We start from the raw sequence: 15,338 nt of genomic DNA, 5'->3' as shown, positions 1-15,338 counted from the left end.
GATAATTTCTAAGACATATTATACGAGGGGGGATTGTAATGAGTCAGAAGATGTTCGTGCAGGCAATAAATGAAGCTTTAAGAGAGGAACTCCGGCGAGACCCTAATGTGTTTATGATGGGTGAGAACTTGGAGTTGGGCATGTTTGGTGCTGAGGCAGGGCTATATGAAGAATTTGGCTTCGAGCGGATAAGGTATACACCTATTTCTGAAGCTGGGTTTACGGGGCTTGCCACAGGTGCGTCACTATTAGGGATGAGACCTGTGGTGGAATATGGAGCAGCGAGTTTCATGTACGTGGCAGCAGACCAAATGATCTCAGTTGCTGGGCGCCTCAGATACGCAACCGGGGGAGATGTATGCGTGCCAGTTACTTACCTGGCTATGAGCATGGGTGGTGGAGGTGCTGGACCTCAACACTCCGATAACATATGCTCACTATTTGTTCACTATCCGGGATTCAAAGTAGTGTATCCCTCCACACCATATGATGCAAAGGGACTGCTTAAGAGTGCCATACGTGATGATAACCCAGTAGTCTTTGCCTATGACATAAGATCTGCCATGGTGAAAGGTGAGGTGCCAGATGAGGAATACTTAGTACCCATAGGCAAAGGCGACATAAAAAGAGAAGGTAAAGATGTCACAGTAGTAGCTGCTGGATCCACGAACACAATGGCCCTGGAGGCTGCTGACGAACTGGCTAAAGAAGGCATTTCCGTAGAAGTCGTTGATCCGAGGACTATAAAACCTTTGGACAAAGAACTAATCCTCAGCTCTTTGGAGAAGACTGGAAGATTGGTAGTCTGTTTAGACGATTACAGGGATAGTTCTTTTGCTTCGGACGTAGCTGCCATTGCCGCTGATGAGGGATTTAAATTCTTGAAAGCTCCTGTAAAGCGAGTTGCTAGAGCACAGGTGCCACCTCCATATACAACCGTACTTGAAAGAGAAGTTATGCCTGACAAGGACAAAATAGCGAGGGCTATTAGAGAAGTATTGCAGTAACTACAGCTAATTCCAAAGAATTATGAAGAACAGGGTGGCGGCATTTTTGCCGCCACTCTTCCTTTAAAGTGACGGTTTGACTAATGTGGCTATTGTATTTGATTCTTCCAAGAACTTCAAACGAGACACGCCCAATCGAGTTAGGTAACTGTCATAGGGATGCTCCGAGTAAAGCATCTGAGCAGCGCGCGGGGTTAATGATAAGCCCATGTTTAACGCTTAGCTTGAGTTTCCGATAATAGGGAGGGCAGAGAAGCAATAAACGATTTACTTCCACTAAGGAGGAAGGTTTTTTGAGCTGTTCCTGGTAAACGAGCTTTCTTTGTATTTTGAGTAATGCTGTTTTTTGACTGTGAGGAAGGAAGCTACTCCCCATACTTACTATTACCGTATACGAAAATTACTTTTATTGCCGACATATTCTGAAAAAGACTGATTCTGCATTGATATTCGATGAACGTTCTTGCTTGGATTTCAAGTTACGATAACGTTATGGAGTTCACACGGTGCTAAAGTTGAATTAGTAACCTCCTTTATTCCTTCGAAGCATACATTATGCGAAATGGGGTGAGCGTGAGTGATTAAGCTTATCGGTATCTTGATTGTTGTCGTAGGGTTCGTATTCAGAGTAGATGCCTTGCTCATTGTTCTAATTGCTGGTGTGATAACGGGTTTAGTATCTGGTCTCAACTTTATGGAGATTCTAAGTATTATGGGGAAAGCTTTTGTAGACAATCGTGCCATGTCTTTGTTCGTGCTGACGTTACCTGCTATAGGCTTGGCGGAGAAACATGGTTTAAGAGAGCAAGCTGCCAAGCTGATTAGCTCCATAAAGGCTGCTACTGCAGGAAGGATTATGTCTTTGTACTTGGCTCTTAGGGTTCTTATTGGAGCCTTGGGGCTGAGGTTAGGAGGACATGCTCAGTTTGTAAGACCTTTGGTGGCACCAATGGTCACGGGCGCTGTTCAGGCAAAGTATGGGATTGAAGAAATACCAGAAGATCTCTACGAAGATTTAATGGGTTATTCCGCTTCTTCTGAGAATTACGGAAACTTCTATGGTCAGAATATCTTTGTTGCTGCCAGTGGGTTACTTCTCATTCAAGGCGTTTTCAAAGAGGCTGGCATTGAAGTGGACCTTTTGACCATGTCAAGGTATGCCATACCAGTGGGTATCTTTGCCATCATCTATGGAACTCTGCAGTACCTTATGCTGGACCGAAAGATTCAGAAGTATTTTAGTGAAAGGAAGGTGAATGCAAGTGGCTAGCATAGTTACCTTGGACAACATATATTTTCTTACTGGATTAGTTCTTATCATTGTATCTGTTTACACAGTTTTTGATAAAGGGAATCCTGCACGTTATACCACGGCGCTATTTTGGACACTTTTTGGGCTGACGTTCATGGCACCGATTATTCACCTTCCTGATACCGTAGTCGGAGCTTTTCTCGTTGTTATGGCTTTGTTGTCAGGGTTTAAGCAAATTAGAGTGGGATCTGCTAAAGAATCAAGCGTGGAGTACAGAACTGCGCAAAGGGATAAGTGGGGAAACAAGCTGTTTATACCTATTCTGATCATACCCATTGTAACGTTTGCGGTTGCTCAGTTTACAAAGTTAGGTGCTTTGATGGGACTGGGGCTGGCATCTATAGCGGCCATAATCGTCGCCATGATAATGTTCCGGGAAGGTTTTGGCAATACCATGCAGGAGGGACGTAGACTCATTGATGCTGTGGGTGCAGCAGCCACGTTGCCTCAGCTCTTGGCTGCGCTAGGTGCTGTTTTTAATGCTGCTGGTGTAGGTGCGGTGGTGGCTTCGCTCATATCCGCAGTGGTGCCAACGCAATATGCTTTGGGTACTCTTGCTGCCTATTTTATTGGTATGTCCTTGTTCACAATAATAATGGGGAATGCATTTGCTGCCTTTGCTGTGATCACTACAGGTATAGGCATACCTTTGGTTATTGAAATGCACGGTGCAAATCCTGCGATTTTGGGTACATTAGGTATGCTCGCAGGTTACTGCGGAACACTGATCAGTCCAATGGCTGCGAACTTTAATATTGTTCCAGTGGCTTTGCTAGAAATGAAGGACAATTTCGGGGTTATAAAGCGGCAGGCTCCTGTTGCTGTGGTGATGTGGATCACCATTTTGATTTTTGCGTACATAATCTTGTTTTAAGGAAGAAAGGAGGAATCCATGATGTCGAGGATTTTACTGACAGGCTTCGAGCCTTTTGGTGGAGAAAAAGTAAATCCTTCCGAGCTTGCTGTAAAGCAGCTGGAAGGCAAGACCATTGCTGGGCTAGAAGTGGTAGCAGGAGTTTTACCAGTGGTCACAGTTAAATGTATTGACGAGGCGGTAAAACTAATTGAGAAGTATGAACCTGTGGCTGTACTAAACGTGGGGCAAGCGGGTGGACGTGTAGAACTGAGCATAGAGAAGGTAGCTATAAATGTTAAAGACTACCGCATACCCGATAATGAGGGCAACCAAATTCGTTATGCACCTGTGGTGGAAGGTGGACCAGATGCCTACTTTGCTACCATACCCGTAGAGAAGATTGCTGACTCACTAGTGGAAAAGGTAATTCCTGCTTCTGTTTCTTATACGGCTGGGACATACTGCTGTAACGAGGTATTCTATGGTGTCTCACATTACTTGAGAAATAATAAGCCCGGGGTTTTGAACGGTTTTATTCACATCCCGTTCATATTAGAGCAGGCAGCAGGTGCAAAACCACCCAGGGCGAGCATGCCTCTGGAGGTCATTGTGAAGGGGCTAGAAATAGCCGTGGAAGTCGTCGCAGAAGGATTAGAGAAATAAACACATAAACAGAATTGTGTATGTATGGAGGGTGATGTGTCACTTTCACCCTTTATTAGTTTGACTTAAAAACACATAGGTTTACTGAAGCTAATCATTTGGTATCATTTTTGCTGAGGGATGTCACTTTTGAAAAGTGTATTGTGTGGGTCAAAGGAAACGTAGTTGTGCTGTGTAATCTAATCCCGTAGAAAAGAGGAGGTAGTCTTTAGTGTTACTTAACAAAGATTTCCTGGAACGAGGTTTAAGTAGCGAAGAAGTTGCTGAGGCACAGAAAAAATACGGACCTAACAAACTTCCTGAGGCAAAAAAGGAAACGCTACTGCAACAATTTATCGACCAATTCAAGAGCTTCCTGATTATCGTGCTTATAGCGGCCGCTGTTATTTCTGCGTTCTTCGGTGAACTCATTGATACGCTCGCCATTATCGCTGTGGTGTTGCTGAATGCCATTTTGGGGGTGACCCAGCAAAGACGTGCTGAGGCTGCTTTAGAGGCAGTTAAGAAACTGGCAAACCCCACTACAAAAGTCATACGTGACGGGAAACTTCAAGTCATTGATTCTGAGGAAGTTACAGTAGGCGATTTGGTGGTGTTAGAAGCCGGTGATAAGGTAAGCTGCGACGGCATCATTCTAGAAGAACGTTCCCTTTATTTGGATGAATCAACTCTAACTGGTGAATCAGTATCGGTAAAGAAGGATGCGGTAGATCCCAGTAGCGACAAACCCACTGAAAAGAATATGGTATTCATGGGAACCGCAGTCACAAAAGGCAGAGCAAAGGTCTTGGTTACCGCAATAGGCGCCGAGACTGAGCTTGGAAAGATAGCAACAAAAATACGAGAGGTTAAAAAGGAGAAAACACCACTGGAGCGGCAACTGGATACGTTGGGACGCTTGCTTGGTGTGCTGTTCTTAATTGTTTCAGCCGTGGTCTTTGCAATGGGCGTTTTCCTTCAGGGAGCCTCCGTAACGGACATGCTACTCACCGCTATAAGTTTGGCAGTAGCAGCTATTCCAGAAGGATTACCGGCAGTAGTAACCATTGTTTTGGCTCTTGGTGTGGCAGATATGGCTGAAAGAAACGCAGTAGTACGAAACCTCCCAGCTGTGGAGACTCTAGGAGCGGTGACACACATTTGCACCGATAAAACGGGAACCTTGACGCAAAACAGGATGACCTTGGTAGGAGCATGGTTTTCCGATAAGTATGTAGAAGAGGAACAAGTCAGCCAGCAGGCACTGGAAGAGGAGCTCCTTCGTGCCATGATTCTCTGCAACGATGCCACAAACAGTGCTGGCGACCCCACAGAAATCGCATTAATAAGCTTCTTGGACGAAGGGCTCGTAGAAGATGTTAGAAACAAACTACCACGTGTGCATGAGATTCCGTTCACTTCAGAAACCAAACGCATGACCACAGTGCATCAAGTTGACGGCCGCTTCCTAGTGGTATCTAAAGGCGCCATTGAAGTGATTTTGTCATTGTGCAACAGCGAGCTCCTAGATGGTGAGGTCAAACCACTGCCAAAAGAAAGAAAGAGACTTATTTTACAACAATCTGAGGAGTTAGCTTCTCAGGGCTTGAGAATACTGGGGTTTGCTCAGAAAGTCATAGAAGGCTCCTTGCCCAAAGAAGACTCAGAAATAGAGAAGGATCTTACCTTCTTGGGATTTGTAGCTATGAAGGACCCACTTCGACCTGAAGTTAAAGATGCTGTGGACAAATGCCGTGAGGCAGGTATTAGACCAATAATGATTACTGGAGACCATCCAGTAACCGCATATGCCATTGCTAGGGAATTGGATTTCCCTGAAGGCAAAGTAATCACTTCTGCTGAACTTGCTACCATGAGTGATGAAGAGCTTCAGCAGACAGTGCAGGATATTAGCATATTTGCCAGGATTAATCCTTTGGACAAACTCAGAATTGTGGAAGCTTTGCAGAAGAGGGACGAAGTGGTAGCCATGACTGGAGACGGCGTTAACGACGCTCCCGCACTGAAGAAAGCGGATATTGGCGTAAGCATGGGTAAGTCAGGCACCGAGGTAGCGAAAGAGGCCAGTGACATGGTTCTCATGGATGATAACTTTGCCACTCTCGTAGATGCAGTATTTGAAGGGCGTACCATTTACGAAAACATGCGTAAGTTCATTGTTTACCTACTGTCCTGCAATGTAGGAGAAGTGCTTATCATGTTCACTGCCATTCTGCTTGGTTTTCCTCCTCCGCTTATACCACTACAACTACTTTGGTTGAACTTGGTCACTGATAGTTTCCCGGCATTAGCACTGGGGATGGAACCGGGGGAACCACACCTTATGCGTGCCAAGCCCAGAGGACATAAGGAACCTATACTTACAAGGTATCACTATGGGATTATTGCGGTGCAAAGTATTGCTATTACTGCAGCTACTCTGATCGGTTTTGTAATTGGCCTAAATAGGGTAGGCAGTGTGGAAGAAGCACGTACGATTGCTTACATGGTACTAGTTCTATCAGAACTTATAAGAGCTTTTTCTGCTCGCTCCTTCGAAGGTTATGTTTTCAAGATGGGGCTGTTCTCTAACCGGTTCTTGGCGTACTCTACGTTGATAGGCATTGCACTCATGCTTGTTACGGTTTACGTACCACCCATAGCTGCTGTTTTCAAAAACGTTCCACCCACATCGACAGAATTTGCTTACATCATTGTGTTGGCTCTGGTACCTTTTACCATCTCTGAGATTGCAAAGATATTTAGGAAGAACGAAATGGGGCTATGAAGCAGCTATAAATACTTGAAAAGGGGCTGGCAATGTTTTTGCCAGCCCCTTTTTTGTCTGGTGCGAGCTCATTTCTTACGAATTTAAGAAGTTTTTGATAGGCTTTGGACCATTATGCTTCCAGGAAGGCATTTAGCGCCTGACCTTTATCCACTTTAACGCCTAGTTCTTGACATACTTCCAACATTCTCTTAAGAGCTACAAGCAGTTCATCTTCAGTTACGCTGCCCATGTGTCCCATACGGAACGCTTTGCCCTGAAGTTCTGCTAACGCTGAAGCCACGATTACTCCTTTAACGGCAAGCTTACTTCTAAAAGCAGCATCTTCTATGCCATCGGGGTACTTGAATACTGAGAGTGTGGGTGCTGGGTGTTTACTAACCAGTTCAAAACCCACGGTAGTGAGAGCAGCTCTGACTTTAGCCGCCATGCGAGTGTGTTTTTCATAATAAGCCGGAAGCCCGAATTCTGTAATGATGCTAAGACTTTTCTCCAATGCGTAAACCATGTTCACTGCTGGCGTGGCAAAGTACTTATGTGGATCTTCCATGACAGGCATCCACCGGAGAATGTCGCCGTAGTAGGTTCTAACTTTTGCCATAGATTTTCTTTTTTCAATGGCTCGCTCAGAGAAAGCAAGTAAGGTTAAACCAGGAGGTACAGCTAAAGCTTTTTGCGATCCTGTGAAAATGACATCAATACCCCACTTATCAAACTTCTGTTCAACTCCACCGGTGGCGCAAACGCCATCCACCACGATGATGGTTTCTGGGCTAACCTCATGAACCATGTTGGCAATTGTTTCCACATCGGCTAATGTTCCAGTAGAAGTGTCCACATGCGTTATGGTGATTGCGTGGAAATGGTGTTTTCTAAGAGTACTCTCGATGCTAGTCAAGGGCACTGTTTCGCCTGCAGGAGCTTTTAAAACCTCCACGTTTACACCGAGAGTTTTCCCAATGTCAACAAAACGATCGCCAAAGAATCCATGAGACAAGACCAATAGGTTTTCTCCTTCATTCAATATGTTGGTAAGAGCCATTTCCATACCTAGGGTACCAGATCCTGCAATGATGAAAGGGAATCCTTTTTCGGCACCGAATAGTTTTCTTGTTTTGTCTAGAGCACTTGTCATGATGCTTGCAAAACGGTCATCAGTATGAGCAATGGTTTCCTTGGACAGTGCACTAAGAACCTCTTCACTTACCGGAGTCGGACCTGGAATCAAAAGTAATTCTTTCATATTATTGACACCTCCTATCTCCTATCGAAAAAAGGATTCTTGCCACTAATACTTAGCGGGATACCATAGGCAATTTTTACATCTTCTCCCAAAATCCCTATGTTTAGGGCCGCTTTTCCCACAGAGTACATAACACGGTTGTCTACCCGGAGGTCGGCAGCAACGGACACAGCTGAACCTATGGCAATGCCAAGGTCTACGGCCGAAGATGTGTAACTTTCTACGCTCTCATCGGGGTTTTTCAGTTTGGTTCCTATGAGGACAACCACTTTTCCTTCAATGTTTTCTGCATCTCTGATAAAGTACTGAAAATGATTTTCTTCGCCATATCGCTTCATTTCTTCTTGCAAAGGCTTTAGCTCTTCACCGCTTAGTATAGCGGTAATCAAGAAATCTTTTCCGTTTGCTTTGGGAGCAGTTCTAGCGGCAATGCACATCCTCTTTGCTACCTCAATTAGGACATTCTGTTCTAGTTCCGGATTCAAACTCACCATGTTGCACATTCCCCCTTTCCTTATTATCGATATTCTCTTGCTAAACGCTCCAAAAAAGCAAGGATGAGTTACTACTCCTCCTATTTCATTTTATGAAATAGGGGACGATTTTGATATTTCAGTGCGGAAAGAATGGTAACGTTTTTCTGCCAACGTTTGAGCTGCCATTCTTATGGCATTTACTTCTTCTAAGTTGTCTATGAGAATGGAAACCACATGGGGATCTAAAGCTGATTTGGTCATCTTGTCCAAGAGTTCCAGAGCGCTTTCTGAAGGCATACCCTTTCTGTATGGTCTATCCTCCATGATTGCTGTGAAGACGTCAGCAACAGCCATGATTCTTGAACCTAAGGGAAGGTCGACAGCTGTCAGGTGGAAAGGATAGCCTGTGCCATCAAGTCGTTCGTGGTGCAGAGAAGCCCAAGTATTTATGGTCTCAAACCCGTGAATGTTTTCAAGTGTGTGGTAGGTATAGTAGACATGGCTTTTCATAATGCGTTTCTCAGTTTCGTCTAATTCGCAAGGTTTTTCAAGTATATTACCAGGTATGGCAAGCTTGCCAATGTCATGCAAGTATCCTGCAACTTGTATGAGCTGGCATTCATTAGCAGAAAAACCGGCTAAACGAGCTAGTGCACCAGCTGTTGCGGCAACGCCGCTAGAATGCTGAGCTGTGAATGGACTTCTGAAATCAATAATCTGCGCAAAAACCTCGGCTAGCATTATCAGGTCTCTCATGTTTAACCAGATATTGAGTGGTTCAAGTTTACGTTGCACAATGCGTCCGCAGTATGAAGACGAAGCATCCAGCCAGAAATATTCCATTCTTGATAAAGACAAGAACGCTTTAACTGCATCTGGATGAAACAGTGTTCCCGAGTAATTAGAGATTCTCTCAGTTATTGCATCTGCCTGCCCTAGCACGTCTTTTCTTCTATCAATGGAAACGGCTATTCTGTCGGCCAAATTTATGATGTGACTGCCCAGAGGTACATCGATGCCGTTAACAGTTTTGCCTTTCCCGTTATTCCAGGGCAAGTGGTGAAAACGAATCATGTCTGCCGCTTCTTTTAGTGGATCCAGTTTTCGCAGCAGAGCGTACCCAATGAGCTCATGGTTATAGGTTTCATTCACTTCAAAAGTTTGCTCGGTAAACTTTAGCCTATCCTCCAAAGATAGAAAACCAATGTCATGAAGTTCACCAGCTAAGGCTATCTGACATTGTTCATAACTTGGAAGCCTGAGTTCTTCAGCAATGGCAAGGGCGATGTAAGCTACCTGTTCTTGATGTCTAACCAACCTAGGATCTGATAGGTCCACCACTTCTGCTAATGCCGAAACTGGTTCCACTAGAGAAATTACAAAGTCGCTATTGTAAGTCATATCTTGTTTTGCACTTCGGCCTTCTTGTTATTTGTGCACTTCTGGTTTTATGAAGAACCATCATCCCCATTAATTGTATATTACTTCCTCACCAGAGGAAAAGTAACAGTAAATCTGTCAAAACAGCTTAGTCCAATCTCAGCAGTTTGTTTCTTTGTACAGTCAATACCGTAGTTAAGCCTTGGAATTGTTGGAAGAAATCCGATTTTTCTGTGTGTACAGGGATCAAATACTTTGGTCTAATGGTCTCAATCATTTCTTGAAGGCCTTGAGCATGTATGTGACCACTGCCATGGAATGGATCGCGCTCGTCCTTCCCACCTGCGGCTTGTCCCAAGCGACCGTAAATATGAAAACCGAACAAGTCAATCCAGTTCTTAATTTTTTCGTGATCCATTGCCATCTCCTCGTTGAAAGGTTCACTGGAAGAGTAAATGTAGGAACCTTTATGAACATCAATATCCAAAAGGTTTGCAAAGTCGTAATAAGAAAAACACAATATGTAATCATCGGGATGAGAGCGTATTCTTCTAGCATCTACTGTTTTTTCCTCGGGCACTAAAGAACGAACGTGGTCTTCCCAGCCGTCAGTGCGTCCCTTTGGAGCCACATACATGAGTAGCCACGGATCTCGAAGTGGATTGGGAACTTCAGGCGTGGCGTAGTTAAGGTATTCAAGCATGAGGAAGTCTTTGGGCGTGAGAACTAAGTACCGTTGGGTTTCGGAAGCGACCTGGAGGAAGGAGAGTAACCTTTCAACGTTTCTTGCACCAAAATCGGCAATTACTAAACCTTCAGTTTTTGCTACTACTTCCATTGAGCGCTGTTTTACCTGTTCCTCAGTTACAGGATTCGTTTCTTCAGGGTGTGTACCTTCTGTGATTAGCAGAAGCGGGTGCAATTGAGCTGCCTCTTGAAAAAACGCTCTTGTCAGGTTGCCTTTGCTTCCATGTAGCCTTAAATCGCCTGTGTAAACTATCCAGCCTTCTGAGGTCTCAACACCATGTGCCATGGCACCTGGTATGGAATGGTCCACAGGCCAAGCCTTTATGTTGTACTTGGCAATCTGGCAAGAGTTTTCCAAGTAGTCTGGTGTGGCTGGCAAGTAGGGTTTTTTTGTGTAATTGCAGTTCCAAACGTTGTCATTGAAGCCATTAACGTCCTTTGGTCTTTGAAGAAGGTGAAAAGGCCTTGGTTGGAGCGGGCTACCTTTAGCTGTTTTAAGTATGCCGGTGTCCAAGAGTTCCTTAGCAACCACGGCAATAAGCTCTGAGTAAAGTTGTCTGTTTGTATCTTGCAGGGATTTTAGGAGTGCTCCTGAAATGACAGAAGTTGTCACAGGCAAATCTTCACGAAGGTAAGGCAGGTATCCGGCATGATCCAAATGAGCATGGCTAAGGAGCAGTCCTCCCACAGGTTTTACTCCTTGTTGCAGATCAGTTGAAAAGTCGAAGTTCGCAGGAATGAGATCTTTTCTGTAAAGATTAAGCATGGGTGGTAGCATTCTCATACGTAGCAGATCATAAACGCCAAGGCGGTCGCGTGGTTTTAGAAATTCATCAAAGTACTTGTTTTCCTCGCCAAAGTTCTTCCCAAAATCGAGGAGAAGTGACTCATCCTTCGAACTGTCCTGCACAAGTATTTTGTTACCACCAATGCATCCCACGCCATCCCAAAAAAGCAAATTGACCACTCTTATCACCTAACTTTTGATGACAAAAGGCAACCCATGTCCTGGATACACGGTCATGCCCGGCACAAGTATGTCCTGAAGCCTTTTTAGAGATTGCTGCATCTGAAAATCGTCTCCTCCAGGATAATCTGTTCTTCCATAGGAAAACTGGAATAACGTGTCCCCGGTAAGTATGAATCCGTCTCCAAGAAGACAAATGCTCCCAGCAGTGTGCCCTGGGGTATGTATCACCTGGAGCGTTTCTTCTCCCAAAGAGATTTCATCACCTTCCGTTAGGGTTTGATCGGGGATTATGTTGTCAAGGAAAGGCACATCATTTTTATGGATGAGAAAGGGCGCGCTTACGCTTTCTTTGAGTTCTTTTAGAGCTCCAACGTGATCAAAGTGGTAATGGGTTGCTATTATGAATTTTACTTGGCCATCAAGCTTTGCCAGTCGCTCTAGTATTTTCTCTGGGTCTCCTCCGGGGTCAACTACTGCGATGTCAGTACCTGATTTTAGTATGTAACAGTTACTTTTAAGTGGCGTTACTGTTACCCTATGTAACTCCATTAGCTTCACACTCCTTACCTGTTCGGATTCAATACTGTAACATCTTTGAGCATATTATAGAAGTTCACTCAAGGAATAGTTGGTTTTATTATTGTTATTATGAAGTTCTTGCTTTACGTAGCGAAGTCATATATGAAGCAAGAAAGGGAGGCTACCTGTAATGGAGTTGGAATTCCTTAGAGGTTTGAACAAAGACATTGTTAGATACCGGCGTGATCTGCACCGCATTCCAGAGGTGGGATTAGAACTTCCTAAGACGAAAGCATACGTGGAAAGAGCGTTGATTGAACTTGGTTTTGAGCCCAAACCGTGTGGTCATGGGCTGATCTGTGACGTGGGTCATGGGGAAAAGTGTTTAGCCATTAGAGCAGATATGGATGCTCTGCCTGTTGAGGAGCTGACAAATTTGGATTATGCCTCGGAGCATCCGGGATACATGCATGCTTGTGGTCACGACGCTCACACAGCCGTGTTGTTGGGAGTGGCTAAGTATTTCAGTGTGCACGAGCCGCCATGTCGTATTCGCCTCCTGTTTCAACCAGGAGAGGAAGGTTACTTTGGTGCGGTGGACATGATCGAGCATGGCGCTATGGAGGGCGTGCATGCTGCCATTGGTGGACATGTTGGTCCAGTATTTGAAGAGGTACCCACGGGCACATTCATGATTAAGAAGGGAACTGCCTCAGCAGCCACTGACAATTTCGAGGTGGTTTTTACGGGAGCAGGTACCCATGGCTCCCAGCCACACAAAGGCAAAGATCCTTTCATGGCCGCTGCAACTTTTATCCTAACTACGCAGGTTCTAAAAAGTAGAGAAAGTGATCCAAATAACCCAACGGTCATATCAATAGGAAGTGTCCATGGTGGCACGGCGAACAACATCATTCCTGAGGAAGTGTTCCTTACAGGCACAGTAAGGACAGTAGTAAACGACGACCGAAGCCACTTTTCAGAAAGGTTGGGTGACATAGCTCATGGTCTGGCAGAAGCCTATGGAGTGGAAGCTGATTTTACCTATAATTTTGGCTATATACCAATGATTAATGATGCAGAAATGACTGATCTCATGGTCGAAGCCATTGGAAAGTATTTAGGTGAGAGCCATGTTGTTCTAACAGAAAAAGCAAACATGGGTGGGGAAGACATGGCTTACTTCTTGGAAAAGGTGCCTGGGGTTTTCTACTTCTTCAATACGAACAATCCGGAAAAGGGTATTACTGCACCTAACCATAGTCCTTATTTCAACGTTGATGAAGACGTGTTGTGGATGATGGCAGCGGCTGACGTAGCTTTTGCTGAAAAATTTGCAGAATCCTAGTTAATAGTTGCTTTTCTTAGCTGAAGATGGCAAACGCTCATACTTGATGTGGTGATGTGCAAATACTTCTGAGCTACGGTCGAAAGACAGCAAGAAATCTTTTAGGGTGTAAAGTTGGGACTTATATAGCAAAATAGCTTGGTATTTTCGCTTTATTTCATCTGTGGTCAGTTTTAGCCTGGTCCAGTTTTCAGGTTCTTCCAATGGAGGCAGCGGCATGTCTAGATCCTGATAGAGTCCCTTCGGAACTGGCCACTGGGGAAAATGTACTAAGTAGTTTAGAAGGACAGCTTCAATTCGGCTTCTTGTAACAATTTGATTTATCAAGCGGTTCGTCGCTTTATGATCATCGTGAGTGTCTTTTTCATGTGGATAAATGATGTGGGTGGGCTTAAAGCTCTTTATTATTGTCTGCATTGCCCTGTACAGGTTTTCACCTGTGTACGCTACACCCGGATTATATACACCTGATTTATATGGACAATAAGTTGTGCCTATTCCACCAATGTTGCATGGTTGTTCCCAATACTTGTCAAGAAGGAATTTTAAGCTGGCGTCTGCAAAACCAAGAAAGATAATATTCTTCGGTTGTACTCCCAAATAGGTAAGTGCATTTATGCTTTCTCTTTGCCGAGTTAAACCCAGTTGGTAGTAGGTCTTTGCAGTGGGAACTTGTCCTCGTGCTAACACTTTTGCAGCTCTTTGGTAGGCATCGCCGTTAGTGATTAGGACAACACCTACGTCAATACCGAGTTTACAAGCTCTGGTTATTAATCCACCAGCTGCTATTACCTCATCATCAGGATGAGGAGCTACTACCAAAATTCTAAAATCACCTGAACGTTCTTTTTCTAGTAACATACCAGACTTTCTTGGCTAGTTTTTGGGATTTATGCGTTTTGAAATGCGTATATGCCATTTCTATTTAGTCTATTATTGTAGCACCGTTTTACTCATCTGTTATCAAGGGTTTCTGTACTGTTCTTAACATTCTTTGACTGGGCTATGTACTTGGAGTGTTTAGTAATACAATAGAAATGTAGTGTAGACAGAACTGAAGTCATAACAGATAACTGCGTGAGTAACTACTTTGTTTGAGTGAGGTGGTTTTAGTGCCTGCCATTGTCTGGAAAGATGAGTATTCAGTGGGTGTAAAAGTTATAGATGATCAGCACAAGGAATTATTCAGACGGGTAAACAAGCTTTTCGATGATGTCTCCAGAGGTAATGTAACTACCGTTTTGGAAACTCTTGATTTTCTAAACAGTTATGTTATTTATCATTTCTCAGCCGAAGAACAACTCATGGCAAAAGCGAACTATCCAGAACTTGAGTCGCACAAGAATGAGCATGAATGGTTTAAGTCGGAGATACTTTCTATCAGGGAACAAGTAGAGAAAAACGGACTTGGTGTAAGCTTAACACTGAGACTGAACAAGCTACTAGTCAGTTGGCTCATAAACCATGTTACTAAGACCGATGTTAAGTTTGCTCCCTATCTTAAGGAAGAGGCTGTATAGCGTGCAAAAAGGAAATGGCAAGTTATTGCATTAGTAATTTAGAATATTTAAATGATGAGACCTAATTAGCAAAAAAGAGGTGATTAAAAATGCCGGCTATCACGTGGAAGGAAGAATACTCTGTGGGCATCAAGACAGTGGATGAACAGCATAAAGAGTTATTTGCTCGAATCAACAAGCTTTTTGATGAGATTCCCAAGGGAAGCAAAGATGCGGTTTTGGAGATGCTTGATTTTTTGCAAGATTACACTATTTTCCATTTCAATGCTGAGCAAGACCTCATGAGTAGAGCAAAGTACCCTGGTTTAGAAGAACACAAAAAGCAACACGAGTGGTTTAAAGAACAGATAAGAAGCTTTCAAGAAGAGGTACAGAATAAGGGTGTTGGTGTGACTTTGACAGTGAAGCTGAACAAAGTACTTGTAGATTGGTTAATAAACCACGTTACTAAGACGGATATCCAATATGTACCTTATGTAAAACAGGCGGGTTTGTCGTTTTAGTCTAACTTTGGAAGGAGCGTTATAGAG

The 15,338-nt window shown here is 43.9% G+C and carries 14 protein-coding genes; 8 read left to right on the top strand and 6 right to left on the bottom strand.

Features of this window, described 5'->3' with window-relative positions; genetic code table 11:
• Positions 1-38 precede the first annotated feature (38 nt).
• The 5 genes from COPRO5265_RS06425 (at position 39) to COPRO5265_RS06405 (ending at position 6,605) form a co-directional block, all read left to right on the top strand.
• A complete protein-coding gene (locus COPRO5265_RS06425) occupies positions 39-1,007 on the top strand; it encodes an alpha-ketoacid dehydrogenase subunit beta (protein ID WP_012544875.1) in 969 nt (322 codons plus the stop codon).
• A gap of 577 nt (positions 1,008-1,584) precedes the next feature.
• Positions 1,585-2,277: a DUF969 domain-containing protein gene (locus COPRO5265_RS06420; protein WP_012543995.1), complete on the top strand. Its 693-nt coding sequence runs from the start codon at positions 1,585-1,587 to the stop codon at positions 2,275-2,277.
• Positions 2,264-3,193, top strand: coding sequence for a DUF979 domain-containing protein (locus COPRO5265_RS06415; RefSeq protein WP_012544847.1), 930 nt, complete (start codon positions 2,264-2,266; stop codon positions 3,191-3,193). The genes COPRO5265_RS06420 and COPRO5265_RS06415 overlap by 14 nt, the downstream gene beginning before the upstream one ends.
• A gap of 21 nt (positions 3,194-3,214) precedes the next feature.
• A complete protein-coding gene (gene pcp, locus COPRO5265_RS06410; RefSeq protein ID WP_012543980.1) occupies positions 3,215-3,838 on the top strand; it encodes a pyroglutamyl-peptidase I in 624 nt (207 codons plus the stop codon).
• A gap of 211 nt (positions 3,839-4,049) precedes the next feature.
• A complete protein-coding gene (locus COPRO5265_RS06405) occupies positions 4,050-6,605 on the top strand; it encodes a calcium-translocating P-type ATPase, PMCA-type (RefSeq protein ID WP_012544601.1) in 2,556 nt (851 codons plus the stop codon).
• Between the two features lie 112 nt (positions 6,606-6,717).
• On the opposite strand, the gene COPRO5265_RS06400 is transcribed toward COPRO5265_RS06405, so the two are convergent.
• The 5 genes from COPRO5265_RS06400 to COPRO5265_RS06380 all read right to left on the bottom strand — a co-directional run bounded on the left by COPRO5265_RS06400 (position 6,718) and on the right by COPRO5265_RS06380 (position 11,970).
• Positions 6,718-7,848 carry a pyridoxal-phosphate-dependent aminotransferase family protein gene (locus COPRO5265_RS06400; RefSeq protein WP_012544531.1) on the bottom strand — a complete coding sequence of 377 codons (1,131 nt, stop codon included), beginning with the start codon at positions 7,846-7,848 and terminating at the stop codon, positions 6,718-6,720.
• A gap of 14 nt (positions 7,849-7,862) precedes the next feature.
• Entirely contained in the window at positions 7,863-8,342 is a 480-nt protein-coding gene (locus COPRO5265_RS06395) for a ferredoxin domain-containing protein (RefSeq protein ID WP_012543693.1), read from the bottom strand.
• A 90-nt stretch (positions 8,343-8,432) separates the two neighbouring features.
• Positions 8,433-9,725, bottom strand: coding sequence for an HD domain-containing phosphohydrolase (locus COPRO5265_RS06390; protein WP_012544491.1), 1,293 nt, complete (start codon positions 9,723-9,725; stop codon positions 8,433-8,435).
• Positions 9,726-9,852: 127 nt separating this feature from the next.
• Positions 9,853-11,427 (bottom strand): MBL fold metallo-hydrolase, encoded by a 1,575-nt coding sequence (locus tag COPRO5265_RS06385; protein ID WP_236608200.1) that lies wholly within the window; start codon positions 11,425-11,427, stop codon positions 9,853-9,855.
• A complete protein-coding gene (locus tag COPRO5265_RS06380; protein ID WP_012544303.1) occupies positions 11,428-11,970 on the bottom strand; it encodes an MBL fold metallo-hydrolase in 543 nt (180 codons plus the stop codon).
• A gap of 160 nt (positions 11,971-12,130) precedes the next feature.
• Between COPRO5265_RS06380 and COPRO5265_RS06375 the strand changes: the two genes are divergently transcribed.
• Positions 12,131-13,288, top strand: a complete 1,158-nt coding sequence (locus tag COPRO5265_RS06375; RefSeq protein WP_012544555.1) for a M20 metallopeptidase family protein — start codon at positions 12,131-12,133, stop codon at positions 13,286-13,288.
• On the opposite strand, the gene COPRO5265_RS06370 is transcribed toward COPRO5265_RS06375, so the two are convergent.
• Positions 13,289-14,149 (bottom strand): PIG-L deacetylase family protein, encoded by an 861-nt coding sequence (locus COPRO5265_RS06370; protein WP_012544747.1) that lies wholly within the window; start codon positions 14,147-14,149, stop codon positions 13,289-13,291. It abuts the gene before it with no gap.
• A gap of 251 nt (positions 14,150-14,400) precedes the next feature.
• Here COPRO5265_RS06370 and COPRO5265_RS06365 point away from each other — a divergent pair, with 251 nt between their 5' ends.
• Together COPRO5265_RS06365 and COPRO5265_RS06360 are read left to right on the top strand one after the other, a co-directional pair.
• Positions 14,401-14,808, top strand: a complete 408-nt coding sequence (locus tag COPRO5265_RS06365; RefSeq protein ID WP_012544761.1) for a bacteriohemerythrin — start codon at positions 14,401-14,403, stop codon at positions 14,806-14,808.
• Positions 14,809-14,897: 89 nt separating this feature from the next.
• Positions 14,898-15,311, top strand: coding sequence for a bacteriohemerythrin (locus COPRO5265_RS06360; protein ID WP_012544076.1), 414 nt, complete (start codon positions 14,898-14,900; stop codon positions 15,309-15,311).
• Positions 15,312-15,338: the final 27 nt, after the last annotated feature.

Origin of the sequence: Coprothermobacter proteolyticus DSM 5265 (genome assembly GCF_000020945.1) — a bacterium.
GTDB classification, from domain to species: domain Bacteria; phylum Coprothermobacterota; class Coprothermobacteria; order Coprothermobacterales; family Coprothermobacteraceae; genus Coprothermobacter; species Coprothermobacter proteolyticus.
This window is presented reverse-complemented; position numbering and strand designations above follow the sequence as displayed.

What these genes read in the sequence shown, in the direction of transcription:
- COPRO5265_RS06395 (WP_012543693.1), bottom strand. Translation starts at nt 8,342, where the DNA reads ATGGTGAGTTTGAATCCGGAACTAGAACAGAATGTCCTAATTGAGGTA.
- COPRO5265_RS06380 (WP_012544303.1), bottom strand. Translation starts at nt 11,970, where the DNA reads ATGGAGTTACATAGGGTAACAGTAACGCCACTTAAAAGTAACTGTTAC.
- COPRO5265_RS06425 (WP_012544875.1), top strand. Translation starts at nt 39, where the DNA reads ATGAGTCAGAAGATGTTCGTGCAGGCAATAAATGAAGCTTTAAGAGAG.
- COPRO5265_RS06390 (WP_012544491.1), bottom strand. Translation starts at nt 9,725, where the DNA reads ATGACTTACAATAGCGACTTTGTAATTTCTCTAGTGGAACCAGTTTCG.
- COPRO5265_RS06375 (WP_012544555.1), top strand. Translation starts at nt 12,131, where the DNA reads ATGGAGTTGGAATTCCTTAGAGGTTTGAACAAAGACATTGTTAGATAC.
- pcp (WP_012543980.1), top strand. Translation starts at nt 3,215, where the DNA reads ATGTCGAGGATTTTACTGACAGGCTTCGAGCCTTTTGGTGGAGAAAAA.
- COPRO5265_RS06400 (WP_012544531.1), bottom strand. Translation starts at nt 7,848, where the DNA reads ATGAAAGAATTACTTTTGATTCCAGGTCCGACTCCGGTAAGTGAAGAG.
- COPRO5265_RS06360 (WP_012544076.1), top strand. Translation starts at nt 14,898, where the DNA reads ATGCCGGCTATCACGTGGAAGGAAGAATACTCTGTGGGCATCAAGACA.
- COPRO5265_RS06415 (WP_012544847.1), top strand. Translation starts at nt 2,264, where the DNA reads ATGCAAGTGGCTAGCATAGTTACCTTGGACAACATATATTTTCTTACT.
- COPRO5265_RS06370 (WP_012544747.1), bottom strand. Translation starts at nt 14,149, where the DNA reads ATGTTACTAGAAAAAGAACGTTCAGGTGATTTTAGAATTTTGGTAGTA.